This is a genomic window from Qaidamihabitans albus (genome assembly GCF_016464705.1).
GTDB lineage: Bacteria > Actinomycetota > Actinomycetes > Mycobacteriales > Pseudonocardiaceae > Qaidamihabitans > Qaidamihabitans albus.
Window position 1 is genome coordinate 165,074 of the sequence record NZ_JAEHOB010000006.1, and the last position, 25,160, is coordinate 190,233.

Consider the following 25,160-nt stretch of genomic DNA (forward strand, 5'->3'; position numbering starts at 1 on the left):
GCCAGGTCGCGCCGCGCTCACCGCCGGGCGCGAGCCAGCGAGACACCGAAGCGCCCGCCGGAGTCGGTCCACCAGCGTTCGAGCCCGAAGCCGGCCTCGGCGAGTTCCGCCCGCACGCCCTCCGGCCGGAACTTCGCGGAGATCTCCGTGCGCACGTGCTCGCCCGCCGCGAACGTGACCTCCAGATCGGCGCCGGGGATCCGCACCCGCATGTCCGTGCGGGCCCGCAGGCGCATCTCGATCCACTCGGCCCCGGCGTCCCAGTGCGACACGTGCTCGAAGGCCGCAGGGTCGAAGTCCGCGCCGAGCCGTGCGTTGAGCACCCGCAGCACGTTGCGGTTGAACTCCGCGGTTACGCCCGCGGCGTCGTCGTAGGCACGAACGAGCGTATTGGGGTCCTTCACCAGATCGGTGCCGAGCAGCAGCCATTCGCCGTCGGTGAGTACGTCACGGACCGAGCGCAGGAACCTGGCCCGCTCGGCGGGCAGGAAGTTTCCGATCGTGCCGCCGAGGAAGGCGACCAGCCGCGGTTGCTGGCCCGGCAGCAGTCCGAGGTGCTCGGTGAAGTCGCCGACGACTCCGTGCACCGCGAGCGCCGGGTAGTCGGCGGCGATCGCGTTGCTCGCCTCCGACAGCGCCGACTCGGACACGTCCAGCGGCACGAACGTCTTCAGCGTGCCGTGCTCACCAAGGGCGTCGAGCAGCACCCTGGTCTTCTCGCTCGACCCCGAACCGAGTTCGACCAGCGTGTGCGCACCGGTGACGGTGGCGATCTCGGCCGCCTCGCGGCGCAGGATCTGCCGTTCCGAGCGGGTCGGGTAGTACTCCGGCAACTCGGTGATCTCGTCGAACAGCTCGCTGCCCCTGGCGTCGTAGAACCACTTGGACGGCAACCACTTCTGGTCCGCCGAAAGACCTTCGCGCACATCGGCGCGCAGCGCCGCGGTGATGTCCTCGGCACTGCGGTGCACGTCCAGATCCACTTCGGTCACGCCTGTCTCCGATCTGCGTCAGGGGGAACATCGATGGAAATCAAGTCCACTGTGTCCGATCGTCCGACCACCAGGTGACGGTCCGGCACCGGGTGCCACCCCGGGTCGTCGTCGCACGGCTCGGAGGCGACCAGCACCGAGTCCGCGTCGGAGCGCACCGAGAGCGCGTGGGTCCAGGCGGTGCCGATGACGAACCCGTGCCCGGCGAGCAGGAGATTCAGCCGCGAACCCGGAGCCGCGCGCTCGACCGTCGTGACGAGTTCCGTGACCGCCGCGACGGGATCCGCCCCGCCGCGCAGGCGATCGCGCAGCAGCGCCCACAGCAGGGCCGAGTCCGTCGGCGCGTCGAGCCGCAACAGGTCGGCGGCGGGCAGCTTCTCCGCCAACCCGGCCACCGAATCCGGCCAGCCCGCCACGACGCCGTTGTGGCTGAACAGCCAGCCGGACCCGGCGAAGGGCGCGCAAGCCGCCTCGGTCACCGGCATCCCGGGCGTACCGGAGCGCACGGCGCCGAGGAAGGTCTCCGCGCGCACGGTCGCCGCCAGCCGTGGCAGTGCCTCGTCCGTCCAGAGTGGAGCAGGGCGGCGGTAACGTACCGGCTCGCCGTCCTCGGCGATCCAGCCGAGACCGAATCCGTCCGCGTTGACCGTGCCGCCCGCCCGCATGTCCACCGGCGCGTACGACTGCACGAGCAGCGAGTGCGGCGCGTCGAACATCGGCCCCGCGGGCGAGCGCGCGGGGCCCAGGTAGGCCAGATGCCGGCACAAGGTCAACGCCTCCCCGGTCCGGCCGCAGGCAGGTCGCGCGCACAGCGGAACCCGGAGAAGATCTGCCTGCGGATCGGGTAGTCCCAGTTCCGGAACGTCCCGCGGATCGCCACCGCGTCGGTGCCGAACGACCCGCCGCGCAGCACCTTGTGGTCGGACCCGAAGAACACCTCCGAGTACTCGCGGTACGGGAACGCGGAGAACCCGGGGTAGGCGGTGAAGTCGCTGCTCGTCCACTCCCACACGTCACCGATGAGCTGGTGGACGCCGAGCGGCGACGCGCCGTCGGGATAGGCGCCGACAACGGCCGGCCGCAGGTGCCGCTGGCCGAGGTTGGCGTGTTCCGGCCGCGGCTCGTCGTCGCCCCACGGGAACCGCGTCGAACGGCCGGTCGCGGGGTCGTACCGCGCCGCCTTCTCCCATTCCGCCTCGGTGGGCAGGCGCCTGCCCACCCACGCCGCGTAAGCCTCGGCCTCGTAGAACGACACGTGCACCACGGGTTCGTCGGCCGGTACCGGCTCGTCCACGCCGAACCGGGTCCGCCGCCAGCCGCCGGGCTTGCGCCGCCAGAATCGTGGCGCCGTGATGTCGTGCCGGCTCCGGTAGTCCCAGCCGGCCACGGTCCACCAGCGCGGCTCGGCGTAGCCCCCGGCCTCGACGAAGTCCGCGAACTCGCCGTTGGTCACCGGGACGGTGTCGATGGCGAAGGCGTCGACGTGCACCTCATGCGCGGGGCGCTCGTTGTCCAGTGCCCACGGCTCCACCGACGTGCCCATCAGGAACGCCCCGGCGGGCACGACCACCTCGGCGGGCAGCCGCCCCGCACGCCGGGGCGGCGGGTCGGGAGCGTGCAACACCGGCTCGCCCCTGCGCAGCTGGTGGGTGGCCAGCATCGTCTCGTCGTGCTGCTGCTCGTGCTGGGCGATCATGCCGAACGCGAACGCCGCGTCGGTCAGCCTGCGCCCTTCGAGCGGCGCGCGCTCCAGCACATCGAACGCCTTCGCCCGCACCTGCCCGACGTAGGCCCGTGCCTCGGCCGGGCCGAGCAGCGGCAGCGCGGGCCGGTCCGCCCTGGGATGCTGGAACGCGTCGTAGAGGTCGTCGATGTCCGGGCGCAGCGGCTCCCGGCCGCCCACGTCGCGGACCAGCCACAGCTCCTCCTGGCTCCCGATGTGGGCCAGGTCCCACACCAGTGGCGACATCAGCTTCGAATGCTGGCGGACGAGGTCGTCGTCGTCCACCGCGTCGGTCAGCGCCGCACTCCGGCCGCGGGCCCTGGCGAGGGTTTCGGCCGCGTGTGCGCGCAGGCTCTCGGCACTCAGCTCGCGCAGCGGGTTCGGCGACTCGGTGTTCCCGGTGTTCACCGTCGTCATAGCTCACTCCTCCCTCGGCGTCGCAGGCGACGCTGGACGGTGTCGATGATCTCGGCGCCGGTCCCGGCGGGCAGGCCGGCGGCCGCGAGCTCGGCGCACCCGAGATCGGCGACGGCGCGGGCCACGGTCGCGAGCTCCGGATCGGCGAGCCCGTGCCGCGCGGCGGCCTCCCAGCGGCCGGCGACCGGCGCGCAGAGATCCAGCACGCGATCCACTGTGGATGGCCGGTGCAGCAGCGAGGTCAGCAGGGCCACCGGATGCAGCCACGTGCCGGGCGGTTGCGCGTCCAGGTACCTGACCTCCAGGTAGCCGTGTGGCCGCACCGGGGTGAACAGTGTGGTCAGGTGGTAATCGAGGTCGGCGGTCGTCGGCGGGTCGAGCAGGCGGCCCGCGCCGCGCCCGGCGATCCAGTCGGCGAAGGTCAGTCCGCGTGGCGCGTCCCACGGGCCCTCCGCGCGCGGCAGCACCATGAGCGGGGTGTCCATCACCCTGGTGGCCCACGCGGCCGCCGGATCGGGTGCGGGGCCGGTGGCGTAGGTGCGGGCCGCCTCGGTCTCCATCACGGCCAGCCAGCGCGCGGAGGCCAGGCCGGTATCGCGGCCGGCGTGCCGCCGCGAGTTGGCGAACAGCGACAGCAGGACCGGACCGAGCGCGTGGATCGCGGCCCAGCGCGCCGCGAACCCGGCCTTCTCCCCCACGTCGAGGCAGACCTGCAGGGCCGCCGTGCTGCACATCATCGTGACGCCGCCGGTGCCGAGCGGCGCGAAGCGGCGTTCCATCGCCGCATACCGTTCGGTGGGCAGCAGCCGCGCCGGTGGCCGGAAGGTGTCGATGCCGTGCTCGCCGAGCCGCAAGCCGGCACGGGCCAGCCGATCGGTGACGTAAGCGAGGTCGGCGTCGGCCACGTCGGCCAGCTCACCGAGCGAGCTCTGGGGAGGGGTCGACACCTCCACCTGACAGCCGGGTTCCAGTGTCAGCGCGGAGCCACCCGGAAGGGGCTGAACCGGACTATCGGGGCGAAGAGTACGCGGGACATGGGGACCGAGTGCGTCGGCGAGGCGATCCGGATCGAGAGGCAGGCGGGGATCGTCGGTGTCGTGGACGATGTACTCGAGTTCGACGCCGAGCAGCCGCGGCGGCCCGTGCTTGAAACATACCGAGGCGACATAGGCCTCGCCCTCCGCCCGGCTCGACACCACGCGCGCCGCCACGTTCGACGCCGTCGTCTTCGTGCCGCCTTCCTTCGATCTGTTCGTGTACGGAGGGAAGTCCTGAACCGCGGTCATGACACCACCCACCATCTCTCGATTCCTCGATTTCGGACGCTACACGCGGGGTACGACAATCGCAGGCTCTGCCGCCAAGCGACCGTCCCGGCGATGCCCGGAAAGGCGCATCCCACCCGATGCGCACGAGCCCGCGTGCGCCTCTACCTGCCCGTCTAACCGGAGGCGGTCTCCGACGCGCCGAGGCCGAGCTCGGCCGCGGCCGCCCGCACCGCCTGGATGACGAGCTGCAGCGACGGCCTTCGCACGGACGCCTTGCGGTAGGCGATGGACACCGTGCGCATCACCGGAGTGGTGAGCGCCACCGTCTCCACCCCGGGTGGCCGCAGCGTGAGGCCGAGATCGGACACCAGGGTGATGCCGAGCCCCGCGGCGACCATCGCCATCGCGGTCGCCTGCTCCTCGACCTCGTGGTTGATCTTCGGCTCGAACCCGCTGCGCTGGCACGCCACCCGCACGGCGCGGCCGAAGTGGCTGCGCGGGCTCGCCAGGATCCACGGATGCTCCGCCAGTTCCAGCAGGGAGACACTGGCCAGTGGCACCGCGCCTGCCGGAACGGCCGCGTGCAGCCGTTCCACCGCGATCACCGCGCGCTCCAGGCTCGGGTCCCACGGGGTGGGCGCGTCGGTGTAGTCGATCACGAAGGAGAAGTCGAGCGATCCGTCCCGGACGGCGTCGGCGGTCTCCTCCGGGGCCAGCTCGCGCGTCCGGACCTGAATGCCGGGGTGCTCGGCCGCCAGCGCGGTCAGCGCCGTGGGCAGCAGGCCGGAGGCGACGGAGGCCCAGACCCCGGCCGTCAGCTTCGCCGACACCGCGTCCTGCGCCGCCTCCAGCGCCAGCGTCGCCCGTTCGACGGCGCCGAGGATCTCCTCGGCGTGCTCGGTCAGCAGCACGCCGAGCTCGGTCAGCTGCACCCTGCGGCCGAGCCGTTCGAACAGCTTCGCCCCCACGTCCCGTTCGAGAAGCGCGAGCTGTTGCGACACAGCCGACGCCGTGTAGTGCAGGGAGGCGGCCGCCGCCGTGATGGTGCCGCGCCGGTGCAGCTCCCGGAGCATCCTCAACCGGTGCACCGAAAGCTCCATGCATCAACCCTAAACGGAAACGTGCATGATCCTTAACTGGACGCGCGCGCGACTCACGGCGCACGCTGTTGTTAACGGCAGGGGGAAGGTTCCTGGCGAGACTCTGCAGATCATTCCAGCGAATCCGGGCCCGATGGGGCCCGGATTCGCCGCGCACAGGAGGTGGGCCGACGTGAGCACCCAGATCACCACGGAACCGTTGCTGCGGCTGACGTGGACCGACCCGGTGACCGGCGCCCACGGCTACCTGGTGGTGCACACGCTGGTGTCCGGTTTGGCCACCGGCGGCACGCGGATGCGGGCCGGTTGCACCATGTCGGAGGTCGAGGACCTCGCGAGGGGGATGGCTGCCAAGACCGCCACGTTCGGCCTCCCTGTCGGCGGCGCCAAGGGCGGGATCGACTTCGACCCGAAGGACCCGAGGGCCACCGGCGTGCTGGAGCGCTTCTGCGAGGCCATGCGCCCGTGGCTGGACGCCCACTGGGTGACCGCCGAGGACCTCGGCGTCCCGCAGCACCTCATCGACGAGGTGTTCGTCCGGCTCGGGTTGCAGCAGTCCTACCACGCGGCGATCCGCCGCTCGCCGGATCCGGAGCGCACCCTGCGCCGGGTCCACGCGGGACTGCACGCCCCGGTGCCGGGCGGGCTGCTGCTCGGTGACGTCATCGGCGGCTACGGCGTGGCGCAGGCTTGCCTCGGTGCCGCGGCCACCTGGGGCTGGCAGGTCGGCGAGACGACCGCGGCCATCCAGGGCATCGGCACGATGGGCGGAGCCGCCGCCTGGTACCTGCACGAGGCCGGCCTGCGGGTCACCGCCGTCGCGGACGCGGCAGGCACGCTGCACGACCCGAGGGGGCTCGACATCCCGGCGCTGCTGGAGCTGCGGGACTCCTACGGCGAGGTCGACCGCTCCCGGCTGCCCGAGGGGGTTCGCGAGCTGCCGCGCAACGCGGTGCTGGCCGTCGACGCGGACATCCTGGTGCCCGCGGCCATCTCCTACGCGCTGACGCCGGACAACTCGCTCGACGTCCCGGCGAAGGTGATCGTGGAGGCCGCCAACTCCGCCACCACGCCGGAGGCCGAGGCGATGCTCGCCGCCCGCGGGATCCCGGTCATCCCGGACTTCGTGGCCAACGCCGGGGCCGCGGCGTGGGCGTGGTGGCTGCTGCTCGGCCAGGTCGGCGCCGACCCGGCCGACTCGTTCCTGCGGCTGCGCACCGAGATGCAGGCCAAGGTGGCGCTGCTGCTGGCCGAATGGAACAACGGCCAGGTGCCCCCGAGGCACACGGCCATGGAGTTCGCGCAGGCGCAGCACCGCGAGCCCGTGCACGCCGCCGAGTCGGAGCCGCTGCTGATCCCCTGAACTTGGTACAGCTCCCCCCGTGGCGCCGGGCCGCGTACTGCGCGGTCACCCTCACGGGGGACGCCACAGTTGCAGTACGTACGTACGGATTGCACCGCTGGTGGCTCAGGTGTCAAGATCAGGGGATGCCACGGGTCAGCCAGGACCACCTCGACGCGCGCCGGCGCCAGATCCTCGACGGCGCGCGCGTGTGCTTCGCGCGCCACGGCTACGAGGGTGCCACGGTCCGGCGGCTGGAGGAAGCGACCGGCCTGTCCCGCGGCGCGATATTTCATCACTTCCGGGACAAGGAGTCGCTGTTTCTCGCCCTCGCCGAGGACGATGCCGCCCGGATGGCCGAGGTCGTGGCCGAGCAGGGGCTCGTCCAGGTGATGCGTGACCTGCTCGCCGGGGGCAGCGCCCACCCGGCCGACTGGCTCGGCACCCGGCTGGAGGTGTCCCGGCGCCTGCGCACCGACCCCGAGTTCCGCGCCAGGTGGGCCGAGCGCTCGGAACAGCTCACCACGGCGACCAGGAAGCGGCTGCTGCGTCAGCGCGACGCAGGCAACCTGCGCGACGACGTCAGCATCGACGTGCTCACGGCGTATCTCGAGCTCTTTCTCGAAGGGCTCGTCTCGCACCTCGCGATGGGGCTGCCCGCGGACGACCTCGAACCCGTGCTGACCCTGGTCGAGGAGAGCGTGCGCAGGCACAGCGCGCGTCATCACGGCGGGTAGCGGGTATCCGGCCACTGGGAACAGGACGAGGACCCGCGGCGTTCGACCTGGTTAAGATGACGCCACTTCCCTGTCTGGCGGACTTCTTGGAGGAGTGACACCTTTCGTGCGCGACGCGCAGTCACCTGACGGCAGTAGCGGGCCGGGTGGCGAACCCGGCTTCCCCGTTCCCCGCGCCCATCGCGGCGGTGCCCGCTGATGGACATCCTGCTCGCCGTCCTCGGCGCCTTCTTCGTCCTGCTCCTCACCGTCGGGACCGGCCTGGCGGTGGCCGCCGAGTTCTCCCTCACCGCACTGGAACGCAGCACCGTCGAGGCCAACGTCCGGCAGGTGGGCGATCGCAGGGCCAACACCGTCCTGCGGGCTCATCGCACGCTGTCGTTCCAGCTCTCCGGCGCGCAGGTGGCCATCACGATCACCACGCTGGTCACCGGCTACGTCGCCGAGCCACTGCTCGGCCGGATCATCCGGCCCGCGCTCACCGGCCTGGGGATGTCCGCGTCGATGGCCGCGGGCGGGTCACTGCTTATCGCCCTGTTCCTCGCCACGTCCCTTTCGATGGTCGTCGGCGAGATGGTGCCGAAGAACCTGGCCGTCGCCCGGCCGCTGCAGACGGCACGCGCCGTGGCCGGCTACCACTCGCGGTTTTCGGCGCTGTTCCGCTGGCTGATCACCCTGATGAACAACGGCGCCAACTGGCTGGTGCGCAAGCTCGGCATCGAGCCGCAGGAGGAGCTGCGGTCCGCCCGCTCCCCGCAGGAGCTCGGCTCGATCGTGCGCAGCAGCGCGGCGAGCGGCACCCTGGACGTGTCGACCGCCGAGCTGCTCGACCGGTCACTGCGCTTCGGCGAGCGCACGGCCGGCGAGCTCATGACACCCCGGGTCCGCCTGGAGTCGCTCACCGTCGACAGCACCGTCAACGACCTCGTCGAGCTCGCGCGCCGCACCGGGTTCTCCCGGTTCCCCGTCTACAGCGAGGACCTCGACGACGTCCAGGGCGCCGTGCACATCAAGCAGGCGTTCACGGTCGCACCCGGCGAACGCGACACGGTGCCGATCGGCTCGGTGATGCGGCCGGTGCCCACGGTGCCGGAGTCGCTGCCCGGTGACGCACTGCTGATCCGCCTGCGCGACTCGCGGTTCCAGCTCGCGCTGGTCGTCGACGAGTACGGCGGCACCGCGGGCCTGGTCACGCTCGAGGACGTCGTCGAGGAGATCATCGGCGACGTCCGCGACGAGCACGACGAGCAGGAGGAGCCCACCTCGCAGCAGCTCACGGCCGACAGCTGGATGGTGTCCGGCCAGCTCCGCGACGACGAGGTGCTGGAGGTCACCGGTTTCCGCATGCCTGAGGGGGACTACGAGACGATCGCCGGCCTCCTGCTGGAACGGCTCGGCAGGATCCCGGACGTCGGTGACTCGATCGACATCGACGGGTGGCGGCTGATCGTGACGAGCATGGACCGGCACCGCATCGCGGAGATCAACGTCCAGCACACGGAGGTGCGCCAGTGAGCGACTGGGTGGCGATCCTGCTGATCGGCGTGCTGCTGCTGGGCAACGCCTTCTTCGTGGGTGCCGAGTTCGCGCTGATCTCCTCCCGCCGCGACCGCCTCGAGGCGCTGCTCGAACAGGGCAAGGGCCGGGCGAGAATCGTGATCAACGCGAGCCGGAACGTGTCCCAGATGCTGGCGGGCGCCCAGCTCGGCATCACGATCTGCTCGCTGTTGCTGCTGCAGTTCGGCGAGCCCGCGATCGCCCACCAGCTGGAGGCGGCGGTCACGGCGGTGGGCCTGTCCCTGCCCGGCTACGTGGTGCACACCGTCTCGTTCACCGTCGCGCTGGTGGCGATGACCCTGCTGCACGTGCTGATCGGCGAGATGGTGCCGAAGAACATCGCCATCGCCGAGCCCGAGCGGCTCGCGCTGTGGCTGGTTCCCGTGCACGTGCTGTGGGTGCGGATCGCCAATCCCTTCATCTGGCTGCTCAACGCCGTCGCGAACTCGCTGCTGCGGCTGGTGCGGGTGCAGCCGAAGGACGAGCTGGACACCGCCTACACCTCCGACGAACTGGCCGAACTGCTCAGCGAGTCCCGCCGCGAGGGGTTGCTGGAGCAGTCGGAGCACCGCAGGCTGAGCCAGACACTCTCGTCGGCCGGGAAGACGGTGGCCGACGTGCTGGTGCCCACCGGCCAGCTCACCACGCTGCCGCCCTCCCCCACGGTGGGCGACGTCGAGCGCGCGGTGTCCTCGACCGGTTTCTCCCGCTTCCCGGTGGAGACGGAACCGGGCATGCTCAACGGCTACATCCACGTGAAGGACGTGCTCGACCAGCTCGGGGACGACCCGTCGGCGACCGTGCCGGTGAGCAAGACCAGGAACCTGACCGACCTCCCGCTGCACGCCCGCCTCGACGAGGCGCTGTCAGCCATGCGGCGGGAGGGCAGTCACCTGGCACGCGCACTGGACGCCGACGGCGCCGTGGCCGGGATGGTCGCGCTGGAGGACCTCGTCGAGGAGTACGTGGGTACGGTCCGCGACGGCACGCACGTCACCATGTAGGGATGACGGCCACCATCCCGGAGCCACGCTGGCTGGCACGCGAGCGGGCGCATGCCGCCCGGATGCGCCGGTGGACGGAACCGCACCAGCGGCGCCGCTCCCGCGGCGAGAAGCACCCGGTGCTGGACTTCCTGTTCACCTACTACTGGCACCCGCCCGCACAGCTCGAACGGTGGCAGCCGGGCCCGGGTGTCGTGCTCGCCGGGCCTTCGGCGCGCAGGTTTCTCGACCGGCGCTGGTACCGCGAGGTGGACGGCGGCGTGGCGCTCGACCCGGCGGCGTTCACCGCGAAACGCGAGCGCACCGCCCGGTACGTCCGCGCGCTGCTCGAAGCCACGGCGGGCCGTTCGCCCCGGCTGAGCTGCTTCGGCCTGCACGAGTGGGCGATGGTCTACCGGCAGCCGCAGGAGGAGGTGCGGCACGCGCAGCTCCCGCTGCGGCTGGGTGCGGCCGGTACCGACGTCGTCGTCGAGGACCTGGGCGTGCGGTGCGGGCACTTCGACGCGTTCAGGTTCTTCACTCCGCCGGCGCGTCCGCTCAACCGCCTGCAGCCGACCAGGCAGACCCAGCGCGACTTCGAGCAGCCAGGGTGCCTGCACGCCAACATGGATCTGTACAAGTGGGCCTACAAGCTGGGCCCGCTGGTACCCGCCGAACTGCTCGGAGACTGCTTCGAACTGGCGGCCGAGGTGCGGCTGCTCGACATGCGCGCCAGTCCGTACGACCTCTCGTCGTTCGGCCACTCACCCGTTCGCATCGAAACAGCCGAGGGGCGCGCCGAGTACGCACGGGCGCAGGCCGAGTTCGCACATCGCGCCGCTCCACTGCGTAATCAACTGGTCCAGCATTGTCGCTCCCTTCTGGGCGTTACCGAATCCGCCACCTGATTTTCGTCACACTCAGTTCCAACGCCTCGCCTGTTAGAGTGAGATAACGTTTTGATTTCGAGCACCTAGCGCATTCGCGCGCTCCGAACAGGCGAAGGAAACGATGGGGCGGCACTCCGCGGCCGAAGACCGGGAAGACCTGACCGATCCGGCCCTTCCGGCGGTTCCGCGCGGTCACGGCCCGGACCGGCCGGACAGTCTCACCTCCACCGGCACCCACCGTGCGGTGGGCCGGTCCGCGAGCCGTCGCGGCATCGCCGCCTGGCCGATCGCGTGCCTGGTGCTGGTCGGGCTGCTCGTGGCCGGCTGGTTCGGCTGGAACTGGGCGGACGGGGTGGTCGAGAGCCGCGCGGAGGCGCAGGCGACCAGCTGCCAGGAGGGCGACGCGACGCTGCGGGTCGTCGTCGATCCCGGCGCGCAGCACCCGGTGTCGGTGGCCGCGGCCAGGTGGAACCAGGCCAGGACGGTCGTGCGCGGCCACTGCGTCACCGTCGACGTCCATGCCGCCCCCGAGGACCGGATGCTCGCCGTTCTATTCGGCGACGCCGGGCCCGACACCGTCGGCGGCTGGCCCGCGGCATGGCTGCCGAAGTCCGCTTCGTCGATCGAGCAGCTCGAGTCCGAACGGCCCGAGCGCATCGGCTCGCAGGCCGAGTCCGTCGCCTCGGACGGCACAGACGGCACAGACGGCGACTACCCGTATGTCGGACTCACCGGAGAGGGCGTCGACGACGTGCAGGAGCGCGCGGCGCAGTCGTTCCGCGCTTATCTGCTGCAACCCGCACAGCAGGCGGACTTCGCCGCGGCCGGCCTCGCTGCGGCCGACGCTCCCGGCAGCGGCTGAGGCCGCTTCGGCACACGCTGAGACAAGCCTCTCACCCACCGGCACCGCAACCCTTGCCACGATGGTCTGGTGGTCTTCCGCCGCCTGCCGCAGCCTCTCGTCCTGGTGTCGCTGGCGACGCTCGCCGTCCACCTGACGACGTTCCTCGCGCGGCCGGTCGCCTCGTACCGGGTGCTCGCCCTCGGCGGCGACGCGCGTGCCGTCGGCTTCGTCGCGGCCGCGGGCGCCTTCCTGCCGATCTTCCTCGCCCTGCCGATGGGCCGGGCTGCCGACCGGGACCGCACGCCCTGGCTGCTGCTCAGCGGTGGCCTGCTGATGACCGCCGGAACGCTGATCCTGGCGTACGCCGGTTCCCTCGGCGTGATGGCGGCAGGCACCGTCGTGCTGGGCACGGGCCAGCTCGCGCTGATGCTCGCCTTCCAGACGCTCATCGCGATGCTCTCCGCGCCGGACAAGCAGGACCGCAACTTCGGCTGGTTCACCGCGGCGGCGTCGATGGGTCAGCTGCTTGGCCCGCTGATCGGCGGCTGGGTGGTCAGCGGCGGCAGGCCGGGAGCGCTACTGGCAGAGACCGGCACCGCCTTCCTCATCGCGTCGGCGATCGGGGCGGTGATCGTGCTGCTGTGCGTGGCACTGGTGGCCGCACTCCCCCGGCGCAGCGGTGCGCGGCCGCCCGCCGCCGCGCGCGGATCGGCCACGGCACTGCTGCGCAACCGCAGGCTGCTGGTGGCGATCTTCACCAGCTTCGCCGTGATGTCCAGCGTCGACGTGCTGACGGCCTACCTGCCCGTGCTGGGCCACGAACGGGGGCTGACCCCCGCCCTCGTCGGTGTGCTGCTCGCGGTGCGCGCGGGCTTCTCGTTCCTCTCGCGCCTGCTCATCCCGGTACTGCTCGGCCGGGTCGGCAGGCGCACGGTCCTGGTGGTGAGCGGGGGCACGGCCGCCGCCGGCGTCGTCGGTCTGGTCTTCGCGACGCAGCCGTGGCTGATCGCGGTCCTGATGGCGGTTCTCGGGATGGTGCTCGGCCTCGGCCAGCCGCTGACCATGACCTGGACGGTGCGCGAGGCCCCGGACGAGCTCAGGTCCACCGCGCTCGGGCTACGGCTCACCGGCAACCGCGTCGCGCAGGCGGCCGCGCCCGCCGCGGCCGGGGCGGTGTCGGCCCTCGTCGGCGTCGCAGGCCCCTTCCTGCTCATCGCCGCGCTGCTCGCGGCCTCCACGATCACGATGCTGCCCGGCTGGCGGGCCGAGCGTTCCGCAGCGCGTCGGCGGTCGCCGGGTCCGCCGGGTAGAACGACTCGATCGACAGCTCGGCCAGCGTCACGTCCAGCGGCGTCCCGAAGGTCGCCACGGTACTGAAGAAGGACAGCTCCGCGCCCCCGTGCCGGATCCGCAGTGGTACGAGGAAGTCGCCGGGCCCTGGGATCTCGATCTCCGGCACCGCCTGCGCGCACGGGTAGCCGCGGAGCTCCTCCAGCAGCGCGGCCAGTTCCGGGTCCGCCGTCGCCGCGACCTCCCGCCGCAGTCTGCCCAGCAGATGCGCCCGCCACTCACCCAGGTTGACGATCGAGGATGCCATGCCGTCCGGGTGCAGTGTGACACGCAGCACGTTCACCGGCGGTTCCAGCAGCCCGGGCGCGACCCCTTCGAGCAGTGCCGCCACCCCGGCGTTGCCGTCGATCAGGTTCCACCGCCGGTCGATCACCGCCGCGGGAAAGGGCTCGTGGCCAGTGAGCAGCAGCCGTACAGCCTGGCGCACCACCGCCAGATCGGGGTCGTCCAGGGAGCTCTCGGCGTAGACGGGCGCGAAACCCGCGGCCAGCAGCAGCTGGTTCCGCTCGCGCAGCGGCACGTCGAGGTGGTCGCCGAGCCGCAGCACCATCTCCCGGCTGGGCGCGGCGCGCCCGGTCTCGACGAAGCTCAGGTGCCGGGTGGAGATGCCCGCAGAAATGGCGAGATCGAGCTGGCTGATCCGGCGGCGGTCCCGCCACTCGCGCAGGAGCTCTCCCACCGGGCGGCCGCGAGCGGGTGCGACAGTGTTCACCCGCAGCACGTTACGAGCCCCGCATCGTCCGTGCCATTACCTCGTGCGTAATCGACGCGCGGCCGGCCGGGCGGCACGGTGAGAAAGACACGCTCCACAGCGGAGCCGTATAGGTCATTATACACTCAACTCACCGGTCGAGGGAGACGAACGATCATGTCCCAGTTCACCGACATCACCGAGCGCTACATCGAGGTCTGGAACGCGACGGACGACGGCAAGCGCCGGGAGCTCGTCGAGCGGCTCTTCACCCCGGACGCCACCTACACTGATCCGCTCGGCGAGGTCAGCGGCTGGGACGGCATCGACGGCTTCATCGCAGGCGCCCAGCAGCAGTTCGCGGGCCTCTCGTTCAGCCTCGGCGGCGGCGTGGACGGCCACCACGACATCGCCCGTTTCACCTGGCACCTCGGCACCGCCGACGCGGCCGAACCCGTCGCCATCGGTTTCGACGTGATCGTCACCGAGGACGGCGATCGCATCGGCAAGGTCTACGGCTTCCTGGACAAGGTCCCCGGCTGAGCCACCTCACCCGGCCTCAGGCGAAATCCTCGACCGGCGGGCAGGAACAGACGAGGTCGCGATCGCCGGCGGCCTGGTCGATCCGCCGCACCGGGGGCCAGATCTTGTCCGCGCGGCCGCCTGCCGGGAACACGGCCTCCTCCCGCGTGTACGGACGGCTCCAGTCGCCGGCCAGGCAGCGTGCCGTGTGCGGGGCGAGCCGCAGCGGGCTCTCCTCGAGCGGCCACTCGCCTGCGGCCACCCGGTCGATCTCACCGCGGATCGCGATCATCGCGGCGCAGAACCGATCGAGCTCACCGAGATCCTCGCTCTCGGTGGGCTCGACCATCAGCGTGCCTGCCACCGGGAACGACATCGTCGGCGCGTGCAGGCCGTAGTCCGCCAGCCGCTTGGCGACGTCGTCGACCGTCACGCCGGTCCGCTTCGTGAGCCCCCGCAGGTCGAGCACGCACTCGTGGGCGATGAGACCGTGCCGTCCCGTGTAGAGCACCGGGAAGTACTCGTCGAGCCTGCGGGCGACGTAGTTCGCCGCCGCGACCGCGGTGAGCGTCGCGCGGCGCAGACCGTCGGCACCCATCATCCGCACGAACGCCCAGGAGATCGGCAGGATGGAGGCGCTCCCCCACGGCGCAGCGCTGATCGGCCCGACCCCGGTCGCCGGTCCGGCCGCGGACTGCATCGGGTGGTTCGGCAGGAAGGGCGCGAGGTGCGTGCGCACGCCGATCGGGCCGACGCCCGGCCCGCCGCCACCGTGCGGGATGCAGAAAGTCTTGTGCAGGTTGAGGTGCGAGACGTCCGCCCCGAACTCACCGTAGCGGGCCAGGCCGATCAGTGCGTTCAGATTCGCACCGTCCACATAGACCTGACCGCCGCCCCCGTGCACCATCGCGCATACCTCGCGCACCGTGTCCTCGTACACCCCGTGGGTCGACGGATAGGTGATCATGATTGCGGCGAGGTCGTCCCTGTGCTGCTCCACAGTGGACCTCAGGTGTTCGATGTCCACATTGCCGTCTTCGTCACAGCGCAAGACGACCACCCGCATTCCGGCCATCACCGCGCTCGCCGCGTTGGTGCCGTGCGCGCTCGACGGGATGAGGCAGACGTCCCGCTCGGTCGCGCCCCGGTCGTGGTGGTAGGCGCGGATCGCCAGCAGTCCGGCGAGCTCGCCCTGGCTGCCCGCGTTGGGCTGCAGTGACACCGCGTCGTAGCCGGTGATCTCCGCGAGCCACCGCTCGAGATCCGCGATCACCCGGAGCAGGCCGGCCGCGTCCTCGGCCGGCGCGAACGGGTGCAGACCGGCGAACTCCGGCCACGTGACGGGCTCCATCTCCGCGGCCGCGTTGAGCTTCATCGTGCAGGAACCGAGCGGGATCATGCTCCGGTCCAGCGCCACGTCCTTGTCGGCCAGCGACCGCAGGTAGCGCAATAGCGCCGTCTCCGAGCGGTGCCGGTGGAAGATCGGATGGGTAAGGTAGGAGCTGGTGCGGCGCAGCTCCGCCGGTATGGCATCCGCCGTGTCCGCGTCGATCGAGTCCACATCGGACGCACCCACGCCGAACGCCTTCCACACCAGCGCGAGGTGCTCTCTGGTGGTGGTCTCGTCGCACGTGATGCCGACGTGGTCGTCGTCGGCCGACCGCAGGTTCACGCCGAGGTCCCGCGCCGCCTCGGTGACGGCGGCCGCACGTCCCGGCACGACGGCGGTGATCGTGTCGAAGAACTCGCCGCGCAAGAGCTCCACGCCTCCCTCGACCAGGCCGGCCGCCAGCACCGTGGCCATCCGGTGCGTACGGGTCGCGATCGAGCGCAGGCCGTCGGGGCCGTGGTACACCGCATACATCCCGGCGATCACGGCGAGCAGCACCTGCGCCGTGCAGATGTTGCTGGTCGCCTTCTCGCGGCGGATGTGCTGCTCCCGGGTCTGCAACGCCAGCCGGTAGGCCGGCGTGCCGTCCGCGTCGACCGAGACGCCCACCAGGCGACCGGGCAGCTGCCGGTGCAGCCCCTCCCGGACCGCAAGGTAGGCCGCGTGCGGGCCGCCGAAGCCCAGCGGGACGCCGAACCGCTGGGTCGAGCCGACGGCCACATCGGCCCCCAGCTCACCGGGCGGGCGCAGCAGGGTCAGCGCGAGCGGGTCGGCCGCGACGATCACCGCGGCGCCCGCCGCCTTCGCCTCCCCGATCACCGGTTCGAGGTCGCCGATCGCGCCGGACGCACCGGGACTGGACAGCAGCACGCCGAAGAAGTCGCCGCCGAGCCCGAGCCCCTGGATGCCCTGCGTCAGGTCCGCGACCACGACCTCGATCCCGAGTGGCTCGGCGCGGGTGCGCAGCACCTCGATCGTCTGCGGGAGCGTGTCGGCGTCCACGACGAACCGGTTCGACACGGGCCGTCCGGCGCGCCGGACGAGGGTCATCGCCTCGGCGGCCGCGGTGGCCTCGTCGAGCAGCGAGGCGTTGGCGATGGGCAGGCCGGTGAGGTCGGCGACCATCGTCTGGAAGTTGAGCAGCGCCTCCAGCCTGCCCTGCGAGATCTCCGGCTGGTACGGCGTGTAGGCGGTGTACCAGGCCGGGTTCTCCAGCACGTTGCGCCGGATCACCGCCGGAGTGACCGTGTCGTGGTAGCCCAGACCGATCATCTGCGTCATCGGCCGGTTGCGCCCCGCCAGCGCCCGCAGCTCGGCGAGCGCCTGTGCCTCGCTCGCCGGGGCGGGCAGTTCGATGACGGGGCCCGGTTCGGCGATCGAGGGCGGGATCGCGCGCCGCGCCAGCTCCTCCAGCGAGTCGGCCCCGATCACCTCGAGCATCCGGGCGAGTTCGCCCGGGCCGGGACCGATGTGGCGGTCGGCGAACGACTCACCGAGCTCGAGAGCGGCGAGTGGCGACGGTCCGGTACCCATGGCGCACCTCCGGGTTCGCGGGTCCCCCACCGCGGCCCGCGAGTCAGGATTCACGCCAGTCTAGCCCGTGCGGCGGGTCTTGCGCCGTTCGGAGAGCTCGTCGGGGACGGCCGGCTCGTAGACGCCGCCGTCGGCCCGCTCGGCCGGGAACTCCTGGATCGTGCCGCTGATCTCCTGCATGGCGCCGCTCACCGCGATGCCGAACACACCCTGGCCGCCCTGCAGCAGATCGACGATCTCCTCGGGCGAGGTGCACTCGTAGACGGTCGTGCCGTCCGAGAACAGGGTGACCCTGGCCAGGTCGCGCACCCCCCGTGCGCGCAGGTGCTCCACCGCCACCCGGATGTTCTGCAACGAGACACCGGTGTCGAGCAGGCGCTTCACGATCTTGAGAACGAGCAGGTCCTTGAACGAGTACAGGCGCTGCGAGCCGGAGCCGTGTGCGGTACGAATACTGGGAGCGATGAGCTTGGTCCTCGCCCAGTAGTCCAGTTGCCGGTACGTGATCCCGGCGATCTGACACGCGGCGGGGCCACGGTAGCCAACGAGCTCGTCCGGCAGCGAGGCGTCGGGAAACAACTCCCCCTGCTCGCCGTCGGCAGCCCTCATCGGGCCTTCCTCGACCACGCACGCCTCCCCTCGCCCGGCCTTCCGGCCGACGAAACAAGACCGCCGGTCCCGGTGCGGGAACGGCCGGTATGGCAACCGCGCGGAGCGAAGACGACCCGACCGGCCTAATCACACCGGCGCGATTTATCTCCTCCGACGGTAAGCCCGCCCGCCGGGCGGGTCAACGCGACGCGCGGGCGGCCCTCAAGCCCATATTGAGGCTTGAGTCGTCTTCGAGCCACCTGTTACTCGGCTATGTTAATATTTACTCATGCAGGTAAACGACATGGACGAGTTCGTCCGCGGAGCGGGCCTCACGGCGACCGAGGCGGCCCGCCGCGCGCAGATCATCGAAGCGACCATCGACACGGTCGCCGAACTGGGATACGGCAGGGCCTCCTTCGCGCGCATCGTCGAGCGCGCCGGGCTGAGCAGCACCCGCATGATCTCCTACCACTTCGGCACCAGGGACGACCTGATGATGGCGACGCTGGGAGCCGTCATCGACGCCTACGACCGCTTCGTGACCGAGCGGACACCGGTGGATGCCGGCCGGGCGGCGATGCTGCGCGCCCAGATCGAGGCGGAGGCGGCGTTCCTGACGGCCCATCCCCGGTCGGCGCGGGCGCTGGTGGAGATCGGGGCCGGCGCGCGTACCGAGGACGGCGGTCCACCGTTCGAGCTGGTGACCCGGGATCTCCGGGTGGGACGGCTGGAACGGCAGCTGCTGCAGGGGCAGCGCGAGGGAGTGTTCGGTGAGTTCGATGCCGCTGTGATGGCGATGGCGATCAGGCAGGCTCTCGACGGCGTGGTAGTTCGGTCGGCGCGGGACCCGGACCTCGATGTCGGGGCCTACGGCCGTGAGCTGGCCGGGCTGTTCGACCGTGCCACGCGGGCCTGACACCCTCGTGAGCGCGGAGCCGGGTTCTCACTCGCGTCCGCACTCACGAGCGGCTCGGGCCCGGACGGCACCGTCTAGGTGTCCGCGCCGCGGAAGTCCTCCGGCGAGACGGAGTCGAGGAACTCGCGGAACTTCTCGACCTCGTCCTCCTGCTCGTCCGGGATGATCAGACCGGCCTCCTCCAGCACCGACGCCTCGGCGTGGATCGGCACCCCTACCCGCAGGGCAAGGGCGACGGAGTCACTCGGCCGGGCGGAGACACGGATGTCGCCGTCGAACACCAGCTCGGCGAAGAAGGTGCCCTCGCGGAGATCGGTGATCACCACCTGCTCGAGCTCCCGGCCCAGTGCCCCGATGACTTCCTTCAGCAAGTCGTGGGTCAGCGGCCGGGCCGGCCGGACTCCCTGCTGCTCCAACGCGATCGCCGTGGCCTCGACCGAGCCGATCCAGATCGGCAGGTATCGCTCGCCGTCGGTTTCCCGCAGCAACAAGATCGGCTGGTTCGCGGGCAGCTCGACCCGCACGCCGACGACGCGCATTTCGCTCATCGGGCTTCGCCTCCCTCTCCTGCGCGCGGGCTGCAGCGCTATCACGAGGATCTCGCATCGACCTGGTCGACGCTACCCGTCATCTGGGCGCTGTGCTCGCTGCGAATCACTTTTGCTGGCTCTCTGCGAACCCTGCACTAACCGTACGGCATCCGCGGAACAACGTTGGCACATCGGAATGTGGCGTAACAGACGCGACATCCGAAACGGACATGGTCGACACAAGTCTACCCGCCGGTCACGTTCCGAATGCCCGCCTTGACCAGCAACGTGTGCAGGGTGACCGACAACGCGGCGAGCTCCCGGACGAGCTCGTCCGCCCGCGCTGCGGCTTCGGTGTCCCGGTGCCGGTATACGGGCGCGACGATCTGCTCCAGCAGGCCGACCTCGCGGTCGGCCGAGGCGCGGAACGCGCGCAGATGTCTCGGCTCGATACCGAATTCGGTCATGGACTTGACCGTCCTGGCCACCTGTACCGCGTCGGCGTCGTAGAAACCGGCGGCACCGGGCCGGACCAGCCCGTACTGGTGGAGCTCGGTCAGGGTCGCGGCGTCGATCCCGGCCTCGGCGAGCAGTTCCTCCTGCGTCAGCCGGATCTCACGCTGCGCGGCGAAGTCGGCGGGGCCGGGCATGCCGGACCGCTCGCCGTCCGGGCCGGCGGAGCCGAGCGAGACCAGTTTGCGCGGCGGCCTCGGCGCCGGGGCATCGGGTTCCAAGCCCCGGTCGGCCGCGTCGAGCTGTTCCTTGATGACCTTGAGCGGCAGGTAGTGGTCCCGCTGGGCGGCCAGCACGAACCGGAGCCGCTCCACGTCGGCGGCGGTGAACTGCCGGTAGCCGGACGGCGTGCGGCCAGGCTGAACCAGGCCCTCCGACTCGAGGAACCTGATCTTGGAGATCGTCACGTCGGGGAACTCGCCGCGCAGCTGCGCCAGCACGGCCCCGATGCTCAACCCATCGCGCTGTGGCCGCCCGGCCGCCGTCACTGTGCCCCCTGACCCCCGTGGCCGGGGCCGGTCAGGAAGACCAGGCGGAACTTGCCGATCTGCACCTCGTCGCCGCCGGCGAGAACGGCCTGGTCGACCGGCTCGCGATTGACGTAGGTCCCGTTCAGGCTGCCGACATCGATCACCACGAACTCACCGCCCTCCCGGCGGAACTCGGCGTGCCGGCGCGAGACCGTCACGTCGTCGAGGAAGATGTCGCTGTCCGGGTGCCTGCCCGCGCTCGTGGTGTCACGATCGAGCAGGAACCGGGAACCCGCGTTCGGGCCGCGCTTGACCACCAGCAGCGCGGAGCCGGCCGGCAGCGCGTCGACGCCGGCTACCGGCGGCTCGGCCTGCGGCTCCTGGCCTTCCACCTCGGAAAGGAAGTCGGCCCGGAAGACGGAAGTCCGCTCCGGAGACTGCTCCGGGGGAACACCGGGCCCGTCGTTCGTGCTCACCTGAGCTCTCCTAACGCACTGAAGTGTTGCCATCGAAACGTGGTGTGGCCAACGTACCGTGCCTGATCGGCCGGGGGACCCGGGGCTCCCGGATCAACCCTCGATAATGCGTTGGTAGGCCTCCGAATCGAGCAGCCCCTCGACGGCGGCCGGATCGTCCGGCCGGACCTCGATGAGCCAGCCCTCGCCGTAGGGGTCGCTGTTGATCAGCTCCGGCGAGTCGCCGACGGCGGTGTTGACCGCGACGACCTCGCCGTCCAGCGGCGCGAACAGCTCGGACACGCTCTTGGTCGACTCTACCTCGCCGAAGACGTCACCGGCGTCGAGCCGGCGGCCCTCGTCGGGCAGGTCGACGAACACCACGTCGCCAAGCTGGTCCTGCGCGTACTCGGTGATGCCCACGCGCACCGTGCCGGCCTCGCGGACGGCGACCCACTCGTGCTCCTCGGTGTAGCGCAGCTCCTCCGGAGTCGACAACCCCGTTCCCCTTTCCTGCTCGTCACGCGGCTCTCGTGCTTGCGCGCATCCTCGCACAACTAGCCCGGGGTCGTGGCGCGCGAGCGGGGCACGACCGCCCGGACGGTCTGCAGCACGTAGAGCGCACCGGACCAGAGGTACAGCGCGCCGCCCCACAGCGTGAACGCGTACGCGAACGGGCGGGCGATCTCGGCCGCGGTGGAGTCCCCCTGGGTGAGCAGCAGCAGCGGGAAGGCGTACATGAGGTTGAACGTGGCGCCCTTGCCGATGTAGCTGACCTCCGGGGGCGCGAAGCGGTACCGGCGCAGCACCAGCAGGCTCAGGCCCACGATCAGCTCACGGCCGAGCAGCGCCGCGACCACCCACCACGGCACGATCTCGCGGAAGAGGAACGCGACGAGCGTGGCGACGATGTAGAGCCGGTCGGCGGCCGGGTCGAGCAACTGCCCGAGGCGGCTGGTCTGGTCGAGCCAGCGGGCGAGCTTGCCGTCCAGCCAGTCGGTGAGGGCGCTGACCACCAGCACCACGATCGCCCAGCCGTCCTCCTGCGGGCCGAGCAGCAGCCACAGGAACAGCGGCACCCCGGCCAGCCGGAGGATCGACAGGAGGTTGGGCACGGTCAGCGCCTGGCGAGCCAGCGACGGTTGACCCTCGCCTGCGGCGGGCTCCGCCGCGGCCGGCTCGCCGCCGGCCGGCGCTTCGTCGCTCACCCACTCACCGTATCCGTTCCGGCGGCAGGGCGGCTCACCTGGCGCGCCGGTAGCTCCAGCCCCTGCGCCGGAGATCCGCGCCGGTCAGCGCCTGCGGGCGGCCGTGGTTGTCCGTGCCCATCCAGCGGGGCCTGCCCGAACCGCTCTCGAGTACGTACGGCCGGCCCTGGCTCCAGACGACGGTGCACGGCGTCGTCGGCGGACTGGCCGGGCCTGTGGACGCGGGGGAATCGGTGCCGTCTTCGTCTTCTTCGGTACTCATCGCTCTCAGTGCTCGAATCCGGTGGTTTGTCGTCGGGTTACCAGTAGGCGTGGCGCTACACATCGGGGCGTGGTCGCACTCACCGGGAACATCGGTTCGTACACCTGAACCGTTAACCCACAACGCACGGCTTTCACCCGGGTGGCGTCAGCCGGCGAGCGACGCCTGCTCAGGTATCGTCCACAGTGGACTCGAACACTTCGGCCTTTGGCTACCCTCCGTAGCCGACGGCCGTGGCGGGCTGTCAGCCCTTGAGCCCGGGAAAGTCCTCCTCGCGGAACTCGGCGGGCTGGCGGGTCTCGGCGGTCGCCTCCTCCTTGCCGCGCAGCTCGACCCTCCGGATCTTGCCGGAGATCGTCTTCGGCAGCTCGGCGAACTCGAGCCTGCGGATCCGCTTGTACGGCGCCAGGTGCTCCCGGCTGAAGGCGAGGACGCTCTCCGCGGTCGCGGCGTCCGGTTCGTACCCGTTCGCGAGGACGACGTACGCCTTGGGCACCGCGAGCCGGATCGGGTCGGGTGCGGGCACCACGGCCGCCTCGGCGACCGCCTCGTGCTCCAGCAGCACGCTCTCCAGCTCGAACGGCGAGATCCGGTAGTCGGAAGCCTTGAAGACGTCGTCGGTGCGGCCGACGTAGGTGACGTAACCGTTCTCGTCGATCGAGCCGACGTCGCCGGTGTGGTAGTACCCGCCGGCGAACGCCGTCGCGGTCCGCTCGTCGTCGTCGGCGTAACCGACCATCAGCCCCACCGGGCGGTGCGCGAGGTCGAGGCAGATCTCGCCCTCGTCCGCGGGCTCGCCGCTGAGCGGGTCGAGCAGCGTCACCGTGAAGCCCGGCACCGCGCGCCCCATGGAACCGGGCTTGACGTGCTGCCCCGGCGTGTTGGCGATCTGCACGCTGGTCTCGGTCTGGCCGAAGCCGTCGCGGATGGTCACCCCCCACGCCTTCGCGACCTGCTCGATCACCTCCGGGTTGAGCGGCTCTCCCGCGCCGACGACCTTCGCCGGTGGCCGACGGAGCGCGCCGAGGTCGGACTGGATGAGCATCCGCCAGACGGTGGGCGGCGCGCAGAAGCTGGTGATCCCGCAGCGGTCCATCTGCGCCAGCAGTGCCCCCGCGTCGAACCGGGAGAAGTTGTACAGGAACACCGTCGCCTCGGCGTTCCACGGCGCGAAGACGTTGCTCCACGCGTGCTTCGCCCAGCCGGGCGAGGAGATGTTGAGGTGCACGTCGCCCGGTTCGAGACCGATCCAGTACATCGTCGAGAGGTGCCCGACCGGGTAGGACGTGTGCGTGTGCTGCACCAGCTTCGGCTGCGCCGTGGTGCCGGAGGTGAAGTACAGCAGGAGCGGGTCGGTGGCCGGGGTCGGACCGTCCGGCGTGAACTCCGCGGGCGCGGAGTAGGCGTCGGCGAAGGGCAGCCAGCCCTCGACCGGCTCGCCCACCGCGATCCGGGTGTAGTCGCCGGGGACGTCGGCGAACTTCGCGGCGTCCGCCGAGCGGATCACCACGTGCCGCGCGGCTCCCCGGTCGACCCGGTCGCGCAGGTCGGCCGGGCCGAGCAGCGTCGAGGCCGGGATGATCACCGCGCCCAGCTTGATCGCGGCGAGGATGGTCTCCCACAGCTCGCCCTGGTTGCCCAGCATGAGGATCAGCCGATCGCCCCGGCCCACGCCTCGCGCCCGGAGCCAGTTCGCAACCTGGTTCGACCTGCCGGCCATCTCCGGGAACGTCCAGCGGCTCTCCGAGCCGTCCTCCTCGACGATCCAGAGCGCGTAGCGTTCGGCGTTGGCGGGGTCGCGTGCGATCCGGTCGAACCAGTCCAGCGCCCAGTTGAACTCCGTGAACTCCGGCCACGTGAAGTCCCGGTACGCGGTGTCGTAGTCCTCGCGGTGCGCGAGCAGGTAGTCCCGCGCCTCGCGGAACCTGTCGTACACGGATGCGGCGCCGTCGCTCACGTTCTTCTCCTCAGTGCTCGTCTCACTCGCCCTGGAACCGAGGGTCCCGCCGTTCCATGAATGCTTGTACCGCCTCCTGGAGATCCTTGCTCGGCAGAAACGCCGAGTTCCACGCAGCGACGTAGCGCAGCCCGGCGGCGACCTGCTGCTCGGTGTTGACGGACAGTACGTCCTTGACCCCCTGCACGACGAGGGGCGGGTTGGCGGCGATCTCGGCGGCCAGCTCCCTGGCGGCCGCGAGCAGCGCGTCCTGGTCGGGGTAGACGTCGTTGACCAGGCCGATCCGTTCCGCCCGTGCGGCGTCGATGTCACGCCCGGTGAACGCGAGCTCGCGCAGGTGCCCGTCGCCGATGATCGCGGAGAGCCGCTGCAGGCTGCCGAGGTCCGCGACGATCGCGACCTTGACCTCACGGACGCTGAACTTCGCGTCGGCGCTGGCCAGGCGGACGTCGGCGGCGCTGACGACGTCCACGCCACCGCCGATGCACCAGCCGGACACCGCCGCGATCACCGGTTTGCGGGTCGCCGCGACGGAGGTCACCGCGTCCTGCAGCTCCCGGACCTCCCTCAGGAACCTGGTCCGCGGGCCCGCGAGCGCGTCGCCGGCGAGGTACTCGGCCCAGCCGGGCATCATCGCGGGCAGGTCGAGGCCGTAGGAGAAGTGGGCGCCGCTGCCCGTCAGTACGATCGCCCTCACCTCCGGGTCGGCGTCCAGCGCGCCGAAGACGAGGGGCAGCTCGCGCCAGAAGTCCGGCCCCATGGCGTTGCCCTTGCTCGGCCCGAGCAACGTCACCTCGGCGACGTGCCCGGCACGTTCCACCTTGAGCGACACGAGATCCTGCAGGTTGTCCGGGGTTGCAGTCATGCCTGCCATCCTGACGTACGCCGTTGACGGCCTGCCAGCGGCTAACCTGAG

The 25,160-nt window shown here is 71.1% G+C and carries 24 protein-coding genes and 1 pseudogene; 9 read left to right on the plus strand and 16 right to left on the minus strand.

Annotated elements, in window-relative coordinates; genetic code table 11:
* Positions 1 to 17: 17 nt before the first annotated feature.
* The 5 genes from egtD to JAP66_RS14280 form a co-directional block, all read right to left on the minus strand.
* On the minus strand, positions 18 to 992 hold the full coding sequence (gene egtD, locus JAP66_RS14260) for an L-histidine N(alpha)-methyltransferase (RefSeq protein ID WP_199432201.1): 975 nt from the start codon (positions 990 to 992) through the stop codon (positions 18 to 20).
* Entirely contained in the window at positions 989 to 1,759 is a 771-nt protein-coding gene (gene egtC, locus JAP66_RS14265; RefSeq protein WP_199432202.1) for an ergothioneine biosynthesis protein EgtC, read from the minus strand. Before egtC ends, egtD begins: the two co-directional genes overlap by 4 nt.
* A gap of 2 nt (positions 1,760 to 1,761) precedes the next feature.
* Positions 1,762 to 3,132 (minus strand): ergothioneine biosynthesis protein EgtB, encoded by a 1,371-nt coding sequence (gene egtB / locus JAP66_RS14270; protein WP_199432203.1) that lies wholly within the window; start codon positions 3,130 to 3,132, stop codon positions 1,762 to 1,764.
* Positions 3,129 to 4,418 (minus strand): glutamate-cysteine ligase family protein, encoded by a 1,290-nt coding sequence (locus tag JAP66_RS14275; RefSeq protein ID WP_199432204.1) that lies wholly within the window; start codon positions 4,416 to 4,418, stop codon positions 3,129 to 3,131. The genes egtB and JAP66_RS14275 overlap by 4 nt, the downstream gene beginning before the upstream one ends.
* A gap of 155 nt (positions 4,419 to 4,573) precedes the next feature.
* A complete protein-coding gene (locus tag JAP66_RS14280; RefSeq protein WP_199432205.1) occupies positions 4,574 to 5,500 on the minus strand; it encodes a LysR family transcriptional regulator in 927 nt (308 codons plus the stop codon).
* A 172-nt stretch (positions 5,501 to 5,672) separates the two neighbouring features.
* Here JAP66_RS14280 and JAP66_RS14285 point away from each other — a divergent pair, with 172 nt between their 5' ends.
* From JAP66_RS14285 to JAP66_RS32135, 7 genes and pseudogenes are all read left to right on the plus strand, one after another.
* Positions 5,673 to 6,863, plus strand: coding sequence for a Glu/Leu/Phe/Val family dehydrogenase (locus tag JAP66_RS14285; protein WP_307849560.1), 1,191 nt, complete (start codon positions 5,673 to 5,675; stop codon positions 6,861 to 6,863).
* A 125-nt stretch (positions 6,864 to 6,988) separates the two neighbouring features.
* Positions 6,989 to 7,579, plus strand: coding sequence for a TetR/AcrR family transcriptional regulator (locus JAP66_RS14290; protein ID WP_199432207.1), 591 nt, complete (start codon positions 6,989 to 6,991; stop codon positions 7,577 to 7,579).
* A 198-nt stretch (positions 7,580 to 7,777) separates the two neighbouring features.
* The gene (locus JAP66_RS14295; RefSeq protein WP_199432208.1) at positions 7,778 to 9,094 is read left to right on the plus strand and encodes a hemolysin family protein; all 1,317 of its coding nucleotides are present in this window, start codon (positions 7,778 to 7,780) and stop codon (positions 9,092 to 9,094) included.
* Entirely contained in the window at positions 9,091 to 10,140 is a 1,050-nt protein-coding gene (locus JAP66_RS14300) for a hemolysin family protein (protein ID WP_199432209.1), read from the plus strand. The genes JAP66_RS14295 and JAP66_RS14300 overlap by 4 nt, the downstream gene beginning before the upstream one ends.
* Positions 10,141 to 10,142: 2 nt before the next feature.
* Entirely contained in the window at positions 10,143 to 11,027 is an 885-nt protein-coding gene (locus tag JAP66_RS14305; RefSeq protein ID WP_199432210.1) for a 3-methyladenine DNA glycosylase, read from the plus strand.
* A 103-nt stretch (positions 11,028 to 11,130) separates the two neighbouring features.
* Positions 11,131 to 11,871, plus strand: a complete 741-nt coding sequence (locus JAP66_RS14310; protein ID WP_235998998.1) for a hypothetical protein — start codon at positions 11,131 to 11,133, stop codon at positions 11,869 to 11,871.
* A gap of 105 nt (positions 11,872 to 11,976) precedes the next feature.
* Positions 11,977 to 13,095, plus strand: a pseudogene (locus tag JAP66_RS32135) (MFS transporter); the annotation flags it as partial.
* Here JAP66_RS32135 and JAP66_RS14315 read toward each other — a convergent pair.
* Positions 13,094 to 13,924, minus strand: coding sequence for a helix-turn-helix domain-containing protein (locus JAP66_RS14315; RefSeq protein WP_372448968.1), 831 nt, complete (start codon positions 13,922 to 13,924; stop codon positions 13,094 to 13,096). The pseudogene JAP66_RS32135 and the gene JAP66_RS14315 sit on opposite strands and share 2 nt — an antisense overlap.
* A gap of 147 nt (positions 13,925 to 14,071) precedes the next feature.
* Between JAP66_RS14315 and JAP66_RS14320 the strand changes: the two genes are divergently transcribed.
* The gene (locus JAP66_RS14320; protein WP_199432212.1) at positions 14,072 to 14,437 is read left to right on the plus strand and encodes a nuclear transport factor 2 family protein; all 366 of its coding nucleotides are present in this window, start codon (positions 14,072 to 14,074) and stop codon (positions 14,435 to 14,437) included.
* 16 nt (positions 14,438 to 14,453) lie between these two features.
* Here the strand turns inward: JAP66_RS14320 and gcvP are convergent, their stop codons facing one another.
* Together gcvP and JAP66_RS14330 are read right to left on the minus strand one after the other, a co-directional pair.
* Complete coding sequence (gene gcvP, locus JAP66_RS14325; RefSeq protein WP_199432213.1) at positions 14,454 to 17,339, minus strand: aminomethyl-transferring glycine dehydrogenase; 2,886 nt, start codon at positions 17,337 to 17,339, stop codon at positions 14,454 to 14,456.
* Positions 17,340 to 17,399: 60 nt separating this feature from the next.
* Entirely contained in the window at positions 17,400 to 17,966 is a 567-nt protein-coding gene (locus JAP66_RS14330; RefSeq protein ID WP_199432214.1) for a MerR family transcriptional regulator, read from the minus strand.
* A gap of 253 nt (positions 17,967 to 18,219) precedes the next feature.
* Between JAP66_RS14330 and JAP66_RS14335 the strand changes: the two genes are divergently transcribed.
* On the plus strand, positions 18,220 to 18,849 hold the full coding sequence (locus tag JAP66_RS14335; RefSeq protein ID WP_199432215.1) for a TetR/AcrR family transcriptional regulator: 630 nt from the start codon (positions 18,220 to 18,222) through the stop codon (positions 18,847 to 18,849).
* Positions 18,850 to 18,923: 74 nt separating this feature from the next.
* Here the strand turns inward: JAP66_RS14335 and JAP66_RS14340 are convergent, their stop codons facing one another.
* The 8 genes from JAP66_RS14340 to JAP66_RS14375 all read right to left on the minus strand — a co-directional run bounded on the left by JAP66_RS14340 (position 18,924) and on the right by JAP66_RS14375 (position 25,109).
* Entirely contained in the window at positions 18,924 to 19,397 is a 474-nt protein-coding gene (locus JAP66_RS14340; RefSeq protein ID WP_199432216.1) for a bifunctional nuclease family protein, read from the minus strand.
* 227 nt (positions 19,398 to 19,624) lie between these two features.
* A complete protein-coding gene (gene ftsR / locus JAP66_RS14345; protein ID WP_199432217.1) occupies positions 19,625 to 20,380 on the minus strand; it encodes a transcriptional regulator FtsR in 756 nt (251 codons plus the stop codon).
* On the minus strand, positions 20,377 to 20,838 hold the full coding sequence (gene garA / locus JAP66_RS14350) for a glycogen accumulation regulator GarA (protein WP_199432218.1): 462 nt from the start codon (positions 20,836 to 20,838) through the stop codon (positions 20,377 to 20,379). Before garA ends, ftsR begins: the two co-directional genes overlap by 4 nt.
* Positions 20,839 to 20,931: 93 nt before the next feature.
* A complete protein-coding gene (gene gcvH, locus JAP66_RS14355) occupies positions 20,932 to 21,315 on the minus strand; it encodes a glycine cleavage system protein GcvH (RefSeq protein ID WP_199432219.1) in 384 nt (127 codons plus the stop codon).
* A 59-nt stretch (positions 21,316 to 21,374) separates the two neighbouring features.
* Positions 21,375 to 22,025 (minus strand): cardiolipin synthase ClsA, encoded by a 651-nt coding sequence (gene clsA, locus JAP66_RS14360; RefSeq protein WP_199432220.1) that lies wholly within the window; start codon positions 22,023 to 22,025, stop codon positions 21,375 to 21,377.
* A gap of 34 nt (positions 22,026 to 22,059) precedes the next feature.
* Positions 22,060 to 22,287, minus strand: coding sequence for a hypothetical protein (locus tag JAP66_RS14365; RefSeq protein ID WP_199432221.1), 228 nt, complete (start codon positions 22,285 to 22,287; stop codon positions 22,060 to 22,062).
* A gap of 244 nt (positions 22,288 to 22,531) precedes the next feature.
* The gene (locus JAP66_RS14370) at positions 22,532 to 24,244 is read right to left on the minus strand and encodes an AMP-binding protein (protein ID WP_199432222.1); all 1,713 of its coding nucleotides are present in this window, start codon (positions 24,242 to 24,244) and stop codon (positions 22,532 to 22,534) included.
* 22 nt (positions 24,245 to 24,266) lie between these two features.
* Positions 24,267 to 25,109, minus strand: a complete 843-nt coding sequence (locus JAP66_RS14375; protein WP_199432223.1) for a crotonase/enoyl-CoA hydratase family protein — start codon at positions 25,107 to 25,109, stop codon at positions 24,267 to 24,269.
* Between the last annotated feature and the right edge of the window lie 51 nt (positions 25,110 to 25,160).